The sequence below is a fragment of the Aeromonas rivipollensis genome (genome assembly GCF_010974825.1).
In the GTDB taxonomy this organism is placed as follows: domain Bacteria; phylum Pseudomonadota; class Gammaproteobacteria; order Enterobacterales; family Aeromonadaceae; genus Aeromonas; species Aeromonas rivipollensis.
In genome coordinates this window covers 24215-37987 of the sequence record NZ_JAAILA010000036.1, presented here as the reverse complement: position 1 = coordinate 37987, position 13773 = coordinate 24215, and the positions used below count along the sequence as shown (strand labels likewise).

The window sequence follows — 13773 nt, the reverse complement described above, 5'->3', positions numbered from 1 at the left end:
TCGACAGAGAGAAACGGATGCCAATCAGGTACGAGGTGCGCCATGGGCGGCCTCCGTACGGGCAAGCTTCGCCGGCACCTCGGGGGGGATGGCGTCGGGACGAATGTTGAAGAGCTGCAGCACGCCCCCCATGGCCTCGGCGAAGGGCGGGGTCGCCACGGCACCGCCGTAATAGGCATCGCCCTTGGGCTCGTTGATCACCACCACCATGACGAAGCGGGGGTTGCTGGCCGGGGCGAAACCGGCAAACCAGGCCATGTAATCCTTGCCGTAGCCACCGGCGACGGCGACCTTGGCGGTCCCACTCTTGCCGCCGACCCGATAACCCGGGATCTGCGCCTTGGGAATGGCATTGCTGACCACGTACTCCAGCGCCTGCAGCATGGCGGTGGCGTTGTTGTGATCGATGACCTGCTCACCCTTGGGCGGCGTGGTCACCTTGATGATGGAGAGCGGCACCCGCTTGCCCTTGTTGGCCAGGGTCGCGTAGGCGGAGGCCAGCTGCAGCGGGGTGACCCGCAGGCCATAGCCAAACGAGAGGGTTGCCCGCTCGATATCGGACCAGCGGCGGCGCTGGGGCAGCATACCGCCGCTCTCTCCCATCAGGCCACTGCCGGTATCCATGCCGAAGCCGACCATGCTGAGGGTGTTGATCATCTCCTGGGCCGGCATCCGAAGCGCGATACGCGACATGCCGATGTTGGAGGAGTAGCGCAGTATGTCGTACAGGTTGGTCGCCTTGTGAATGCTCACGTCGCGGATCTGCTTGGCCCCGATGAACAGGGGACCACCGGGTATGGTGTCCTTCCAGCTGGTGACGCCCGCCTGCAGGGCGCTCAACAGGATCAGCGGCTTGACGGTCGAACCCGGCTCGTAGGTGTCGGTCACCACCCGGTTGCGCACCCGGAAGCTCTGGTACTGGCCCCGGTTGTTCGGGTTGTAGGAGGGGGTATTGACCATGGCGAGCACTTCGCCGGTCTTCACATCCAGCATCACCATGGAGCCGGAGGTCGCCTTGTTCTCGTCGGTGGCGCGCTTGAGGGCACGGTAGGCCAGCGCCTGTACCCGTTGATCTATGCTCAGTTGCAGATCGTTGGCGTGCTTGCCCTCCTTGACCAGTCCGAGCCGCTCGATGACCCTGCCCTGCCTGTCCTTGCGCACCCGCATCTCGCCCGGGGTCGCGGTCAGCCATTCGTTGTAGCTGCGCTCTATCCCCTCGATGCCGCTGCCGTCTATGTTGGTCACCCCCACCAGGTGGGCGCTGATCTCGCCGGTCGGGTAGAAACGGCGCGCCTCGGGGCGCAGGTAGATGCCCCCCAGCTTCAAGCCCTTGATGTATTCCGCCACGGCAGGCGTGACCTGACGCTGCAGATAGACGAAGCGCTTGCTGGGGTTGGAGATGCGGTGCTTGAGGGTGTTGATGTCGAGCTTGAGCACGGCGGAGAGCGCCAGCCAGGCGCGCTCGTTGTGGATGGCGCCGGACTCGTGCACCGTCTTGGGATCGGCCCAGACTGCCTCGACCGGCACAGAGACCGCCAGCTGCTCGCCGTTGCGATCGGTGATCATGCCGCGCACCGCCTGGGTGGAGGTGGTACGCAGGGAGCGCATGTCCCCCTCCTGGCGCAGCCTGTCCGGATCTATCACCTGGATCCAGGCCAGCCGCAGGATCAGGCCGGCAAACGCAATCCCGATGAAAAACACCAGGGTGCGAAAGCGCCACGGGTAGAGTGACGGAGCTTTAGCCTTGGCTTTGTCCTTTGCCGGAGCCTTGGTGGCGGCCTTGCGTGTCATGGTTGTGTAATTACCTTCTCGGTGGTCACCAGCGGGCGAGCCATCTGCAATTTATCCATGGCCAGACTCGCGACACGGGAGTGTTCGGCCAGGGTGCCCTGCTCCAGCAGCAGGTGCCGCCACTCGATGTTGAGCCTGTCCTCTTCCGCCATCAGGTCATTCTGCTTGGCCGTCAGCCCCCGGGTCATGTTGGTCACCAGGATCACCGCAAAGGCGGTGATCAGCACGGCCAGGGTCAGCACGACCTGCAGCTTGTGGCGCCAGAGATCACCGATGATCTCCCTGGACAGATGAATGCGTACCTCGCTCATGACTCAATCCGCCAGACGCTGGGCGACTCGCAGCACAGAGCTGCGGGATCGGGTGTTTTCGGTGACTTCATGTTCGGAAGGTTTGAGCGCCTTGCCGACCGACTTCAACTTGCGGCCACCGGCCAGTTGCGCCTCGGTCAACGGGATGCCATGGGGCACTTCCGGCCCCTTCTCGTGCTTGCGGATGAAGTGCTTGACCAGACGGTCTTCCAGAGAGTGGAAGCTGATGACGGAGAGGCGACCCTCGGGCGCCAGCGCCTGCAGGGCACCGTTCAGCGCGGTTTCGATCTCGTCCAGCTCGCTGTTGATATAGATGCGGATGGCCTGGAAGCTGCGGGTTGCCGCATGCTTGCCCTTCTCCTTGCTCGGGTTGACCCGGGCAATCATCTCCGCCAACTGACGGGTGCGCACATAGGGTTCGGTGACGCGGTCATGGACGATGGCGCGAGCAATCTTCTTGGCAAAACGCTCCTCGCCGAAGGTCTTCAGCACCCAGGCGATGTCATCCACATCGGCCTTGGCCAGCCACTGCGCAGCGCTCTGGCCCGTGGTCGGGTCCATCCGCATGTCGAGGGGGCCGTCCTTCATGAAGCTGAAGCCACGCTCGGCGTCGTCGAGCTGTGGAGAAGAGACCCCCAGATCCAGCAGGAAGCCGTCGACTTTGCCGAGCAGGCCGCGATCGCTCAGGTAAGTGGTGATGCCGGAGAAGGGACCGTGCACTATCTCGAAGCGGGGATCCTGGATCTTGGCCGCCTCGGCAATGGCCTGGGGATCCCTGTCTATGGCGATCAGTCGCCCCTGCGGACCGAGATGCTGGAGAATGAGACGAGAGTGACCACCCCGGCCAAAGGTACCGTCGACGTAGATACCGTCCGGCTTGATGGCCAGCCCTTCGACGGCTTCGTGCAACAGCACTGTGATGTGTTCAGCGGCTTGGGTCATTTATAAAGAAAAATCCTGTAGTCGTGGTGAACTTGCCCAGTCGTCCTCGGGCAGGCCCAGGATGTCGTCATTGATCTGTTGTTGCCAGCGGGCTTCATCCCACAACTCAAACTTGTTGAGCTGGCCCACCAGCATGATCTTCTTGTCCAGCCCGGCGTGGCTACGCAGTGGCTGGCTCAGCAGCAGACGGCCATTGCCGTCCAGTTCGCACTCGGTTGCATGTCCGAGCAGCATGCGCTGCAGGCGGCGTTCCGCCGGATTGGTACTGGAAAGGGTCTTGAGCTTGCGCTCTATCTCTTCCCATTCACTCAGGGGGTAAAGCAGCAGACAGGGATGGGCTATGTCGATGGTGCAGACCAGCTGGCCGTCGCGCTCGGAGCGCAGCCAATCTCGATATTTGGTCGGAATCGCCAGTCGCCCTTTGCTGTCCAGGCTGATGGCGTGAGCGCCACGCAACAAATTGCAGTCCCCGAAGGTGAGTTATGGAGGCAAATTGCCCAATAAAACCACTTTGATCCACTTTTCTCCACCATGAAGTTTAAGGACGAGCAGGGGGCTTTTCAAGCAAGGATCTCGGGCATGGGGAACATATTGACGCTGCGCGGGGAGGCTACAGATTAACTGAGTTGATTTTCCACAAGTTATTTGTGTTAACAGCCATAGGATTAATTGCGAACATTTTTAAAATGAACAATGTGAAAGAAGTAAATCATGCTGGAGTCTCCCCTCTTTTTACACACTAGTGTATGACAAAAGTATGCAAACAAAAAAACAACAACTTGATTTATAAGGTATTTTTATAAGCCCCTCATGTCAGCCAGTATCGCCGTTCAATTTTTTACTATTTCTACCGCTATAAAAAAGAGCCTCGCGATAAATCGCAAGGCTCTTCAGGAATAGGTCGGAGTCGGCCTGTAAGCCGGGTTCTGTACCGGGTTGCCCCGGGTAGCAATCATTCCTCTAGGCCAGCAATCGCTCACTGGCTCAAGCAACCTACCCGCCCCCAACGCGGGCCGCGCCAATAGGGGCCTATTTGGTCTTGCTTCGGGTGGAGTTTACCGTGCCACGAACTGTTGCCAGTCGCGCGGTGCGCTCTTACCGCACCCTTTCACCCTTACCTGATCCCTTGCGGGCCATCGGCGGTTTGCTCTCTGTTGCACTGGTCGTAGGCTCGCGCCTCCCAGGCGTTACCTGGCACCCTGCCCTATGAAGCCCGGACTTTCCTCCCCTCCGCCCGTCTGTCCCGAGGGACACAACGACGAAGCAGCGATTGCCCAGCCGACTCCGAGGCGCGGATTATAGCCTCGTGACACAGTGGGGTAAACCGGCAATTCCCGTTTGCAGCAATTAATAGTGCGCCAACCCCCGCCGGCCGGGCCCACTCTTGCGGGCCCCCTGGCTTGCACCAGTCAGAACGCTCTCATTTTGCCTATTTTTACGCCTTGGCGGTGCTCATTTAACCTGCTTGCACGGCTCAGTGGTGCTCGAGACCATATTTGTAGAGGGCATTCTTTTTCACACCGTGGATCTCGGCGGTGAGAGCAGCCGCTTTTTTCAGCGGCAGCTCCGCCACCAGCAGCCCCAGGGTGCGGATAGCCTCCGCAGGCAGCTCTTCATCCACCTTGCTGGCACCGGCGACCACCAGCACAATTTCGCCACGGCAGCGATTATCGTCCTCACCAAGCCAGGTCAGCATCTCGGAGGCAGGCAGACCGTGGATGGATTCGAAAGTCTTGGTCAGCTCGCGGCACACCACCACCTGGCGTTCACCGAGAATGCGAGCGATGGCTTCCACCGTATCCTGCACCCGGCGCGGCGACTCGTAGAACACCAGGGAGCGGGTGTCTTCGATGACGGCCTGCAGCCTGTCGTCGCGCCCCTTGGCTTTCGCCGGCAGAAATCCTTCGAAGGCGAAGCGATCTGTGGGCAGACCGGCGGCAGAGAGTGCAGTGATGGCGGCGCAAGGGCCCGGCAGCGGCACCACCTTGACCCCGGCCTCGCGACAGCGGGTGACCAGGTGATAGCCGGGGTCGCTGATGAGCGGCGTCCCTGCATCCGAGACCAGGGCGACGCTCTTGCCCTCCTTGATCCGGCCGATCAGCACATCCGCCTTCTGCTGCTCGTTGTGATCGTGCAGGGCGAAGGTCGGCACCGATATTTGGTAGTGGCTGAGCAGGATGCCGGAGTGCCGGGTATCTTCGGCGGCCACCAGATCGACGCTGCGTAAAATATCCAATGCACGCTGGGTGATATCCGCCAGATTACCGATGGGAGTGGGGACTATATACAGGGTTGGGGTGTCACTCATGGGATCTCCGAGTGTCCCGACAATTGTGTCGCCATATTGGCCCGTTTACACTATGGAGAACTTCAACACTGGTCGGGGAATGAACTTGAACCGGGTTACAAAGCAGCTAAGTGTATCACGACTCTTCGGCATCATACTCGCGGCAGTACTGCTCGCCGCCTGTGCGTCGGAGCCCAACTCATCTTCCGCAGAGCCCGGCATGCCGTCGGCGTTCTCGGATCTGACCAAGAATGCTCAGTGGTATCTGGAGCAGGTGGATCCCGCCAAACCGGCTGAGGCCTTCACCTGGCAGGTGATGGCGGCGCGCAGTTATCTGGCGCTCGGCCAGGCCAAACCGGCCGCCGCCCTGTATCAACAGTTGCAGAAGCAGGCCGGCAATCCGGTGCAGCAGGCACAACTGCAACTTCTGCAGGCGCACCTCTTGCTGGCCCAGGGTAATGCCAACCAGGCGCTGATCCTGCTGGAAGGCAAACCGGAAGTGGCCCTCGATGCCGATACCCAGAAGGATTGGTATCGCCAGCGAGTGGTGCTGCAACTGGACATCAACAACAAGTTTGGTGCGGCCAAGTCGCTGATCCTGCTGGAGCCTTACCTGGCCAAGAATGAGCTGGCCACCAACCACCAGCAGATCTGGTCACTGCTGAAAAGCATGACCCCCTCCACCCTGCAGGCGCTGGAAGAGGCGCCGGCCCCCGACGTGACCACCGGCTGGCTGCGACTGGCGGCACTGGTGAACGAGTTTGGCGCCCAGCCAAGTCAACTCGCGCGCCAGCTCGCAGGCTGGAAGCAGAGCTTCCCGAACCACCCGGCCCAGACTGACATGCCGGCTGGCCTCGGGGATCTCGCCACCACGGATACAGGTGCACTGCAGCAGGTCGCCGTCTTCCTGCCCCTCTCCGGCAACCTGGAGGCGCAGGGCGCCGCCATCCGCAACGGCATGCTGATGTCCTACAAGGAGAATCAGGGGCAATTCACCCTGAACTTCTATGACACTCAGGGCAAGGCGATGGGGGATCTCTACAAGCAGGCGATCCAGGAGGGGGCCAACATGATCATAGGCCCGTTGCTGAAAGACCAGGTCGAGGAGCTGCTCAAGGCCAACCCGGCCGTGCCGGTGCTGGCGCTCAACGAGCTGGACAAGCCAGTCATCAACGACAACACCTTCTACTTCTCCCTCTCCGCCGCCGCCGATGCGAGCCAGGCCGCCCAGTACCTCTATGGTCAGGGTTACCGCAAGCCGCTGCTGATCGCGGCGCAAGGCCGGATTGGCTACAGCAGCATCAAGGCATTCGAGCAGGCCTGGGCCGGCGTCAGCCAGGAGAAACCCGTGGTCGCCACCTTCGGGGCGCGCAACGAGGTACAAGGCATGGTCAAAAATGCCCTGAGCGGTCGTTCCACCGCTCGGGCCGGGGAGATAGTGCAGCTCTCTGATGCCGCGCCGCGCAGCATAGATGCCGTCTATGTGGTGGCCAACAGCCTGGAGACCCGGATGATCAAGCCCTATGTGGACATCTCGGTCAATCCCATGGGCAGCCTGCCCATCTACAGCAGCTCGCGAGGCTATGACAGCGGGGCAACCGAGGTGGCTTCCGAACTCAACGGCATGCACATCTCCGACATGCCGCTGCTGTTGGGAGGCTATGAGCAGCAACGGGAACAGATCGCCCTGCTCTGGCCACAGACCCAAGGTGACCTGCTGCGCCTGTTTGCCCTCGGCTACGATGCGGTCAGCCTGGCCGGCAACCTGCCGCAGATGCGCAAGCTCAATGCCATGCAGCAACCGGGCATGAGCGGGCAGCTGAGCGTGGATCCCCAGGGCAACATAGTGCGCATGCTGGACTGGGCCACCTACCAGAACGGCAAGCTGGTCAGCGACAGCGCCGTGCCCCAGCTGGAGGACACCACCCATGAAGAGGCTACTGGCACAACTGCACCAGCAGTGGTTGAACCTGTTGCCGTCGGCAGCGACGAACAAGGGACAGCACTTTGAGCAAGTAGCGGAACGCTGGTTGCAGGCCCGCGGCCTGCAACCCGTGACCCGCAACTACCGCTGCCGTGGTGGTGAAATAGATCTTGTCATGCGCCAGGGGGATACCCTGGTGTTTGTCGAGGTCAGATATCGCGCTCGGGCCAGCCATGGCGGAGCCGCCAGCTCGGTCACCCGGCGCAAACAGCACAAGATCGTGCTGGCCGCGCGCCACTATTTCAAGCAACATGCCATCAACGAGGCCAGCCAGGCCTGCCGATTCGATGTGATCGCGTTCGAGGGCGACCAGCCAGACTGGATCCAGAACGCTTTTTAAGAGGACCCCATGACTGATCCCATCAAAGAGAATTACACCGAAAGCATCCAGACCAAGATAGCCGCCGCCGAGGCGCTGCCGGACGCCATCCACACCGCGGCCCAGATGCTGACCATCTGCCTGCTCAATGGCCACAAGGTCATGGCATGCGGCAATGGCCCCTCCTCGGCCCTGGCACAGCTGTTCATCTCCGAGCTGGTCAACTGCTACGAGACGCCACGCCCCTCCCTGCCCGGCCTTGCCCTGACCCCCGACATGGCCACCATCAGCGCCATCGCCACCGACCACGGCTTCGAAGAGGTCTATGCCAAGCAGATCAGGGCTCTGGGTCAACCCGGCGACATCCTGGTGGTGCTCACCACCACGGGCAACAGCCGCAGCCTGATCAAGGCCGCTGAGGCGGCACTCTCCCGCGACATGACCATCATAGTGCTCGGTGGGGGCGACGGTGGTGAGATAGCCGGCCTGCTCGGGCCCAATGACGTGGAGATCCGCGTGCCATCCGCCCGCCGTCCTCGCATTCTGGAAGTGAATCTGTTGACCCTGCACTGCCTCTGTGATCTCATCGACCAGACACTTTTCCCGCAACAGGAAGATTGAAACCATGAAGAAGCCTATTCTTGCACTCGCCCTGCTGACCGGCGCCCTGCTGCTGCAAGGCTGTGCCGCCGTGGTAGTGGGTGGCGCAGCCGGTACCGCCAAGGCGACCGGGGATCGCCGCACCCTGGGTGCCCAGTGGGACGATCAGACCATAGAGCTGAAAGCGGCCAATCTGCTGGCCGACAACAAGTCGCTGAGTGCCTCCAGCAAGATCAGCGTCTACAGCAACAACGGCCGTGTCTTGCTGGTCGGTCAGACACCGTCTGACGCTTACAAGCAGGAAGCGGGCAAGATTGTGGGCCGGATCGAAGGGGTTCGTCATGTCTACAATGAACTGCGTCTCGGCAAGCCGGTGAGCATAGGGGTACGCAGCAACGATACCTGGATCACCTCCAAGGTACGGGCCGACATGCTGGGCACCAAGAACTTCGACAGCACCAAGGTCAAGGTGGTCACCGAGAACAGCGAGGTGTTTCTCATCGGCCTGGTGACCCGTCAGGAAGGGGATCAGGCAGTGGAGATCGCCCGCCACGTCAGCGGGGTCAAGCAGGTGATCAAGGCCTTCGAATTTGCCCAGAACTAAGCGGGCAATGATGGGATAAAAAAACGCAGCCAGTTGGCTGCGTTTTTTATTTGATGACTTTCAGGGTCGGACGACCCGTCGGGCGCGGAGGCTCCGGCTCGGGTTCTACCGGCGCCTCGGCCTGCTCCAGCCAGAGATCGTAGCCCGGCTCAGGCGGGAACAGGGTTCCCACGCCGTTTTCCCTGGCATGAATGGCCAATATGGCCGCCATGGGAATGTAGACCTGCTGTGACACGCCGCCGAAGCGGGCGCTGAAGCTGACGGCATCATTATCCATGTGGAACTGGCCCACGGCCCGAGGCGCTATGTTCAGGACGATCTGCCCATCCTGCACGAACTGCATCGGCACCATCACATGGGGGATATTGGCATTGACCACCAGATGCGGGGTCAAGTCGTTATCCAGCAACCAGTCAAAAAACGCCCGCAACAGATAGGGGCGACTGGGTGTCATGGTCGGTTCCATACTACTCATACGCTGGCACGGATCTCGCGTTCAGCCTCGGTCAGGGAGGCCTGGAAGGATTCACGTTCGAACAGGCGGACCATGTAAGCCTTCAGCTCTTTGGCACCACGACCGGTGAAGTCGATGCCCAGGCTCGGCAGACGCCACAGCAGCGGAGCCATGTAGCAGTCAACCAGACCGAACTCTTCGCTCATGAAGTAGGGCATTTCACCGAAGATCGGCGCTATGGCCAGCAGGTTGTCACGCAGCTCGGCACGGGCGGCTTCGGTATCGGTGCCCGCCATGATCTTGTCGGCCAGCGAGTACCAGTCCAGCTCAATGCGATGCATCATCAGACGGCTGTTGCCGCGAGCCACTGGATAGACAGGCATCAGGGGCGGGTGCGGGAAGCGCTCGTCCAGATATTCCATGATGATGCGCGAGGTGTACAACGCCAGCTCGCGATCCACCAGAGTCGGTACAGTGTTGTACGGGTTCAGCTCGGCCAGCTCGTCCGGCAGGTTGCTCGGGTCAACCTGGCAGATATCCACGCTAACACCCTTCTCCGCCAGGACAATACGCACCTGATGGCTGAACATATCGTTGGCACCGGAAAACAGCGTCATTACCGAACGCTTATTGGCAGCTACAGCCATTGAACCCTCCCGTCATTAAAAAGCAGAAACGGCAATGAAGCATCTTGATCTCCATTGCCGTGCGTCATATTACTCCGATCTGGTCGCTTAGTGAACGTCGCGCCAGAATTCCTTCTTCAACAGCACAGTGAAGATGAAGAAGATTGCGATGAAACCTAGCACCCAGAAGCCCATGCGTTCGCGCTCCTGCTGCACCGGCTCAGCCGAGTAGACCAAGAAGTTTACCAGATCCAGTACCGTCTGATCATATTCTTCGTTGTTCATTTCACCATTGCCGTCAGATTTGATGCTGACGACTTGCTGCATCTCCACTCCATCCAGGGTGTGCGTCTCGAACTCGGCACGGGGAGTCCCCTGCAACGGCTCCAATACGTGGGGCATGCCCACGGACGGGAAGACCGCATTGTTCACACCGAACGGCCGGGTTTCATCCACATAGAAAGAACGCAGATAGGTGTAAATCCAGTCGGCGCCCCGCACCCTGGCCACCAGGGTCAGATCCGGTGGCGGCGCCCCGAACCAGCGCGCCGCATCCTTCTCGGACATGGCGCTCTTCATCAGATCGCCAATCTTGGCACCGGTGAAGACCAAGTTTTCCCTCATCAGCTCTTCCGGAATGCCGATGTCGGCGGCAACCCGGTTATAGCGCTGATATTGGGTGGAGTGACAGCCGGCACAGTAGTTCATGAAGGTCGCAGCCCCCCGTTGCAGGGATGCCTTGTCACTCAGGTCGTACTCTGCCTTGTCGAGGGGGAAGCCACCGCCAGCGGCCAATACCAGACCGGGCAGCAGGGCCAGCACTGCAAAAATTATTCTTTTCATTTGAATGTCACCCTCTCCGGCAGCGGCTTGGTGCTCTCATTCTTGCTGTAGAAGAACAACAGGACGAAGAACCCGAAATAACCCAGAGTGCAGAGCTGCGCGATCAGCGTCAGCATAGGCGTCGATGGCAGAACGCCCAGCACACCCAGGATGACGAAGCAGACCACGAACTGGGCGATGTTCAGCTTGTGCAGGGTGCTGCGGTAGCGTACCGAACGCACCTTGCAGCGATCCAGCCAGGGCAGCAGGAAGAGCACGACTATGGAGAGCCCCATCATGATGACCCCCAGCAGCTTGTCCGGCACTGCGCGCAAGATGGCGTAGAAGGGAGTGAAGTACCAGACAGGGGCTATGTGCGCCGGCGTCTTCAGCCCGTTCGCCACTTCAAAGTTCGGTTTCTCGAGGAAGTAGCCCCACATATCCGGCTTGAAGAAGATGATGGCGCAGAACAGGAACAGGAAGCCCGCCACACCTATCATGTCCTTGACGGTGAAGTAGGGATGGAATGCCACCGCATCCAGCGGCCAGCCTTTCTCATCCTTGTGCTTCTTGATATCGATGCCGTCCGGGTTGTTGGAGCCCACCTCATGCAACGCCAGTATGTGCATGGCCACCAGCATCACCAGCACCAGCGGCAGCGCGATGACGTGCAGCGCGAAGAAGCGGTTCAGGGTAGCCCCCGAGATGACGTAGTCCCCCCGGATCCACAGGGTCAGATCGTCACCTATGACCGGAATGGCACCAAACAGCGAGATGATGACCTGGGCGCCCCAGAACGACATCTGTCCCCAGGGCAGCAGGTAACCCATGAAGGCTTCGGCCATCAACACCAGGAAGATCAGCATGCCGAAGATCCACAGCAGCTCGCGCGGCTTCTGATAGGAGCCGTAGATCATGCCGCGAAACATGTGCAGATAGACCACAACGAAGAAGGCGGAGGCGCCGGTGGAGTGCATGTAGCGCAGCAGCCAGCCGTAGTCCACGTCCCGCATTATGTATTCCACGGAGGCAAAGGCCCCCTCCGCCGACGGGTTGTAGTTCATGGTGAGCCAGATGCCGGTGATGATCTGGTTGACCAGCACCAACATGGCAAGAGAACCGAAGAAGTACCAGAAGTTCAGGTTCTTGGGAGCCGGATACTTGGCCATGTGGTCGTTGTACATGGCCGTGAGCGGGAAACGATCGTCAATCCAGCCCATGAGTTTGGCAAACATGGTCAGGCCTCCTTGCCATCGGCACCGACCAGAATGGTGGTGTCGCTAAGAAATTGGTATGGCGGAATGACCAGGTTTAGCGGTGCGGGCACGCCCTGGAACACTCGACCGGCCATGTCGAACTTGGAACCATGGCATGGGCAGAAGAAGCCGGAAGTCACCCCTTGCACCTGCTCGCCGAAGCTGTCCGGCAGGTAGGAGGGGGAGCAACCCAGATGGGTACAGATACCGACCGCCACGAAGATCTCCGGCTTGATGGATCTGTAGCCGTTGTGGGCATAGTCCGGCTGCTGTGGCTCATCGGAGGCGGGATCGCGCAGCTTGTCATCGTGCGTGGCCAGGGCATCCAGGGTCTGCTTGGTGCGCTTCACCACCCAGACCGGCTTGCCGCGCCACTCGACGCGAATGAGCTGGCCCGGCTCCAACTTGCTGATATCCACCTCTACCGGTGCCCCGGCCGCTTTGGCTTTGGCACTCGGATTCCATGACTTTATAAACGGCACTGCGGTAAAAGCAGCTCCTACACCGCCAACGGCAACCGTTGACCAGGTAAGAAATCTGCGGCGACCGGTATCAACTGGCGCATTGCTCATCCAAAAACTCTCCCATGTGGACTCCGCTCATTCTTATAGTGTCCCCGTTTCCTATCTCCTCTCCCTCTGACAACTGCGGCGGAAGCGGAGTGGCAATTGACACAGAAAGACCATGGAAATTTTAAAGAAAAGATAACAATTTGACAAGAAAGAGAAGCGATGGGCAAAAACAATAAATACACAAATTTTTGTCTTTTGTGACGTATGGTTAGCATTGGCGTATGTAATATTACCAATAAAAAAAGCCTGGCACATGGCCAGGCTTTTTTGACACTCGTGAGAGTGCGTACCAAAAGCGAATTAACGCTTGGAGTACTGCGGACGCTTACGCGCTTTGTGCAGACCGACTTTCTTACGCTCAACCTTACGGGCATCGCGAGTAACAAAGCCAGCTTTACGCAGTTCGCCACGCAGGGTCTCGTCGTACTGCATCAGAGCACGAGTGATACCGTGGCGGATCGCACCAGCTTGACCGGAGATGCCACCACCGTTAACGGTGATGTACAGATCCAGTTTCTCGGTCATCTCAACCAGTTCCAGCGGCTGACGAACTACCATGCGGGCAGTCGGACGGCCGAAGTATTGCTCCAGGGAGCGCTGGTTGATTACGATTTTACCGCTACCCGCTTTGATAAAGACGCGAGCAGTGGAGCTTTTGCGACGGCCGGTACCGTAGTATTGATTTTCTGCCATGTTGCCAGTTCCCGTTAGATATCCAGTACTTGAGGTTGCTGAGCAGCATGAGCGTGCTCTGCGCCTGCGTAAACTTTCAGCTTACGGAACATGGCACGGCCCAGCGGACCCTTCGGCAGCATGCCCTTGACGGCAGCTTCGATTACCATTTCCGGCTTGCGCTGAATCAGCTTGTCAAAGCTGATGGACTTGATACCACCCGGGAAACCGGAGTGAGAATGGTACATTTTGTCGGTAAATTTCTTACCGGTTACGTGTACCTTCTCAGCGTTTACAACGATGATGTAATCACCGGTGTCAACGTGCGGAGTGTATTCAGCTTTGTGCTTACCACGCAGACGAGCAGCGATCTCGGTTGCGATACGACCCAGAGTTTTACCTTCTGCGTCCACAATGTACCAGTCACGTTTTACGGTTTCTGGCTTGGCAACGAAAGTTTTCATTAAGTTAAACCCAATTACCTGTTACAGACCCAATTGCTTATGGGGGCTCTCCCACAAACAACAAACGAT

16 protein-coding genes and 1 other RNA gene are annotated in these 13773 nt (G+C 59.5%); 4 read left to right on the top strand and 13 right to left on the bottom strand.

The genetic code is table 11. From position 1 onward, the window contains the following. Positions 1 to 24 precede the first annotated feature (24 nt). The 6 genes from G4923_RS19035 to rsmI form a co-directional block, all read right to left on the bottom strand. Positions 25 to 1791 carry a penicillin-binding transpeptidase domain-containing protein gene (locus G4923_RS19035; RefSeq protein ID WP_106885645.1) on the bottom strand — a complete coding sequence of 589 codons (1767 nt, stop codon included), beginning with the start codon at positions 1789 to 1791 and terminating at the stop codon, positions 25 to 27. After that, positions 1788 to 2102, bottom strand: coding sequence for a cell division protein FtsL (ftsL, locus tag G4923_RS19030; RefSeq protein ID WP_025328463.1), 315 nt, complete (start codon positions 2100 to 2102; stop codon positions 1788 to 1790). Before ftsL ends, G4923_RS19035 begins: the two co-directional genes overlap by 4 nt. A gap of 3 nt (positions 2103 to 2105) precedes the next feature. Then, the gene (gene rsmH / locus G4923_RS19025) at positions 2106 to 3044 is read right to left on the bottom strand and encodes a 16S rRNA (cytosine(1402)-N(4))-methyltransferase RsmH (RefSeq protein WP_111911138.1); all 939 of its coding nucleotides are present in this window, start codon (positions 3042 to 3044) and stop codon (positions 2106 to 2108) included. After that, entirely contained in the window at positions 3045 to 3503 is a 459-nt protein-coding gene (gene mraZ, locus G4923_RS19020) for a division/cell wall cluster transcriptional repressor MraZ (RefSeq protein WP_005332092.1), read from the bottom strand. A gap of 440 nt (positions 3504 to 3943) precedes the next feature. Next, an RNA gene (gene rnpB / locus G4923_RS19015) (RNase P RNA component class A) lies at positions 3944 to 4330 on the bottom strand. A gap of 188 nt (positions 4331 to 4518) precedes the next feature. Further along, the gene (gene rsmI / locus G4923_RS19010; protein WP_139745541.1) at positions 4519 to 5352 is read right to left on the bottom strand and encodes a 16S rRNA (cytidine(1402)-2'-O)-methyltransferase; all 834 of its coding nucleotides are present in this window, start codon (positions 5350 to 5352) and stop codon (positions 4519 to 4521) included. A gap of 199 nt (positions 5353 to 5551) precedes the next feature. On the opposite strand from rsmI, the gene G4923_RS19005 reads away from it, so the two are divergent. The 4 genes from G4923_RS19005 to dolP are packed head-to-tail and all read left to right on the top strand — an operon-like array spanning position 5552 to position 8838. After that, positions 5552 to 7342 carry a penicillin-binding protein activator gene (locus tag G4923_RS19005; RefSeq protein ID WP_239497109.1) on the top strand — a complete coding sequence of 597 codons (1791 nt, stop codon included), beginning with the start codon at positions 5552 to 5554 and terminating at the stop codon, positions 7340 to 7342. Beyond that, the gene (locus tag G4923_RS19000) at positions 7260 to 7655 is read left to right on the top strand and encodes a YraN family protein (RefSeq protein ID WP_163137986.1); all 396 of its coding nucleotides are present in this window, start codon (positions 7260 to 7262) and stop codon (positions 7653 to 7655) included. The genes G4923_RS19005 and G4923_RS19000 overlap by 83 nt, the downstream gene beginning before the upstream one ends. A 9-nt stretch (positions 7656 to 7664) precedes the next feature. Beyond that, a complete protein-coding gene (locus G4923_RS18995) occupies positions 7665 to 8255 on the top strand; it encodes a D-sedoheptulose-7-phosphate isomerase (protein ID WP_005331389.1) in 591 nt (196 codons plus the stop codon). Positions 8256 to 8259: 4 nt separating this feature from the next. Beyond that, positions 8260 to 8838 carry a division/outer membrane stress-associated lipid-binding lipoprotein gene (dolP, locus tag G4923_RS18990; RefSeq protein ID WP_106885641.1) on the top strand — a complete coding sequence of 193 codons (579 nt, stop codon included), beginning with the start codon at positions 8260 to 8262 and terminating at the stop codon, positions 8836 to 8838. Positions 8839 to 8884: 46 nt separating this feature from the next. Here dolP and G4923_RS18985 read toward each other — a convergent pair whose 3' ends face one another. From G4923_RS18985 to rplM, 7 genes are all read right to left on the bottom strand, one after another. Further along, entirely contained in the window at positions 8885 to 9292 is a 408-nt protein-coding gene (locus tag G4923_RS18985; protein ID WP_025328512.1) for a ClpXP protease specificity-enhancing factor, read from the bottom strand. Positions 9293 to 9309: 17 nt separating this feature from the next. Then, the gene (gene sspA, locus G4923_RS18980; RefSeq protein ID WP_025328513.1) at positions 9310 to 9939 is read right to left on the bottom strand and encodes a stringent starvation protein SspA; all 630 of its coding nucleotides are present in this window, start codon (positions 9937 to 9939) and stop codon (positions 9310 to 9312) included. A gap of 87 nt (positions 9940 to 10026) precedes the next feature. Next, the gene (locus tag G4923_RS18975) at positions 10027 to 10761 is read right to left on the bottom strand and encodes a cytochrome c1 (RefSeq protein WP_025328514.1); all 735 of its coding nucleotides are present in this window, start codon (positions 10759 to 10761) and stop codon (positions 10027 to 10029) included. Continuing rightward, positions 10758 to 11975 carry a cytochrome b gene (locus G4923_RS18970; RefSeq protein WP_005331374.1) on the bottom strand — a complete coding sequence of 406 codons (1218 nt, stop codon included), beginning with the start codon at positions 11973 to 11975 and terminating at the stop codon, positions 10758 to 10760. The genes G4923_RS18975 and G4923_RS18970 overlap by 4 nt, the downstream gene beginning before the upstream one ends. Positions 11976 to 11977: 2 nt before the next feature. After that, the gene (petA, locus tag G4923_RS18965) at positions 11978 to 12568 is read right to left on the bottom strand and encodes a ubiquinol-cytochrome c reductase iron-sulfur subunit (protein ID WP_025328515.1); all 591 of its coding nucleotides are present in this window, start codon (positions 12566 to 12568) and stop codon (positions 11978 to 11980) included. A 300-nt stretch (positions 12569 to 12868) separates the two neighbouring features. Next, positions 12869 to 13261 (bottom strand): 30S ribosomal protein S9, encoded by a 393-nt coding sequence (rpsI, locus tag G4923_RS18960; RefSeq protein WP_005891084.1) that lies wholly within the window; start codon positions 13259 to 13261, stop codon positions 12869 to 12871. A gap of 14 nt (positions 13262 to 13275) precedes the next feature. Then, positions 13276 to 13704 (bottom strand): 50S ribosomal protein L13, encoded by a 429-nt coding sequence (gene rplM, locus G4923_RS18955; protein WP_033132308.1) that lies wholly within the window; start codon positions 13702 to 13704, stop codon positions 13276 to 13278. Between the last annotated feature and the right edge of the window lie 69 nt (positions 13705 to 13773).

Coding starts and splice junctions, on each gene's coding strand:
- G4923_RS19035 (WP_106885645.1), bottom strand. CDS start 1,791: ATGACACGCAAGGCCGCCACCAAGGCTCCGGCAAAGGACAAAGCCAAG.
- ftsL (WP_025328463.1), bottom strand. CDS start 2,102: ATGAGCGAGGTACGCATTCATCTGTCCAGGGAGATCATCGGTGATCTC.
- rsmH (WP_111911138.1), bottom strand. CDS start 3,044: ATGACCCAAGCCGCTGAACACATCACAGTGCTGTTGCACGAAGCCGTC.
- rsmI (WP_139745541.1), bottom strand. CDS start 5,352: ATGAGTGACACCCCAACCCTGTATATAGTCCCCACTCCCATCGGTAAT.
- G4923_RS19005 (WP_239497109.1), top strand. CDS start 5,552: ATGCCGTCGGCGTTCTCGGATCTGACCAAGAATGCTCAGTGGTATCTG.
- G4923_RS19000 (WP_163137986.1), top strand. CDS start 7,260: ATGAAGAGGCTACTGGCACAACTGCACCAGCAGTGGTTGAACCTGTTG.
- G4923_RS18995 (WP_005331389.1), top strand. CDS start 7,665: ATGACTGATCCCATCAAAGAGAATTACACCGAAAGCATCCAGACCAAG.
- dolP (WP_106885641.1), top strand. CDS start 8,260: ATGAAGAAGCCTATTCTTGCACTCGCCCTGCTGACCGGCGCCCTGCTG.
- G4923_RS18985 (WP_025328512.1), bottom strand. CDS start 9,292: ATGACACCCAGTCGCCCCTATCTGTTGCGGGCGTTTTTTGACTGGTTG.
- sspA (WP_025328513.1), bottom strand. CDS start 9,939: ATGGCTGTAGCTGCCAATAAGCGTTCGGTAATGACGCTGTTTTCCGGT.
- G4923_RS18975 (WP_025328514.1), bottom strand. CDS start 10,761: ATGAAAAGAATAATTTTTGCAGTGCTGGCCCTGCTGCCCGGTCTGGTA.
- G4923_RS18970 (WP_005331374.1), bottom strand. CDS start 11,975: ATGTTTGCCAAACTCATGGGCTGGATTGACGATCGTTTCCCGCTCACG.
- petA (WP_025328515.1), bottom strand. CDS start 12,568: ATGAGCAATGCGCCAGTTGATACCGGTCGCCGCAGATTTCTTACCTGG.
- rpsI (WP_005891084.1), bottom strand. CDS start 13,261: ATGGCAGAAAATCAATACTACGGTACCGGCCGTCGCAAAAGCTCCACT.
- rplM (WP_033132308.1), bottom strand. CDS start 13,704: ATGAAAACTTTCGTTGCCAAGCCAGAAACCGTAAAACGTGACTGGTAC.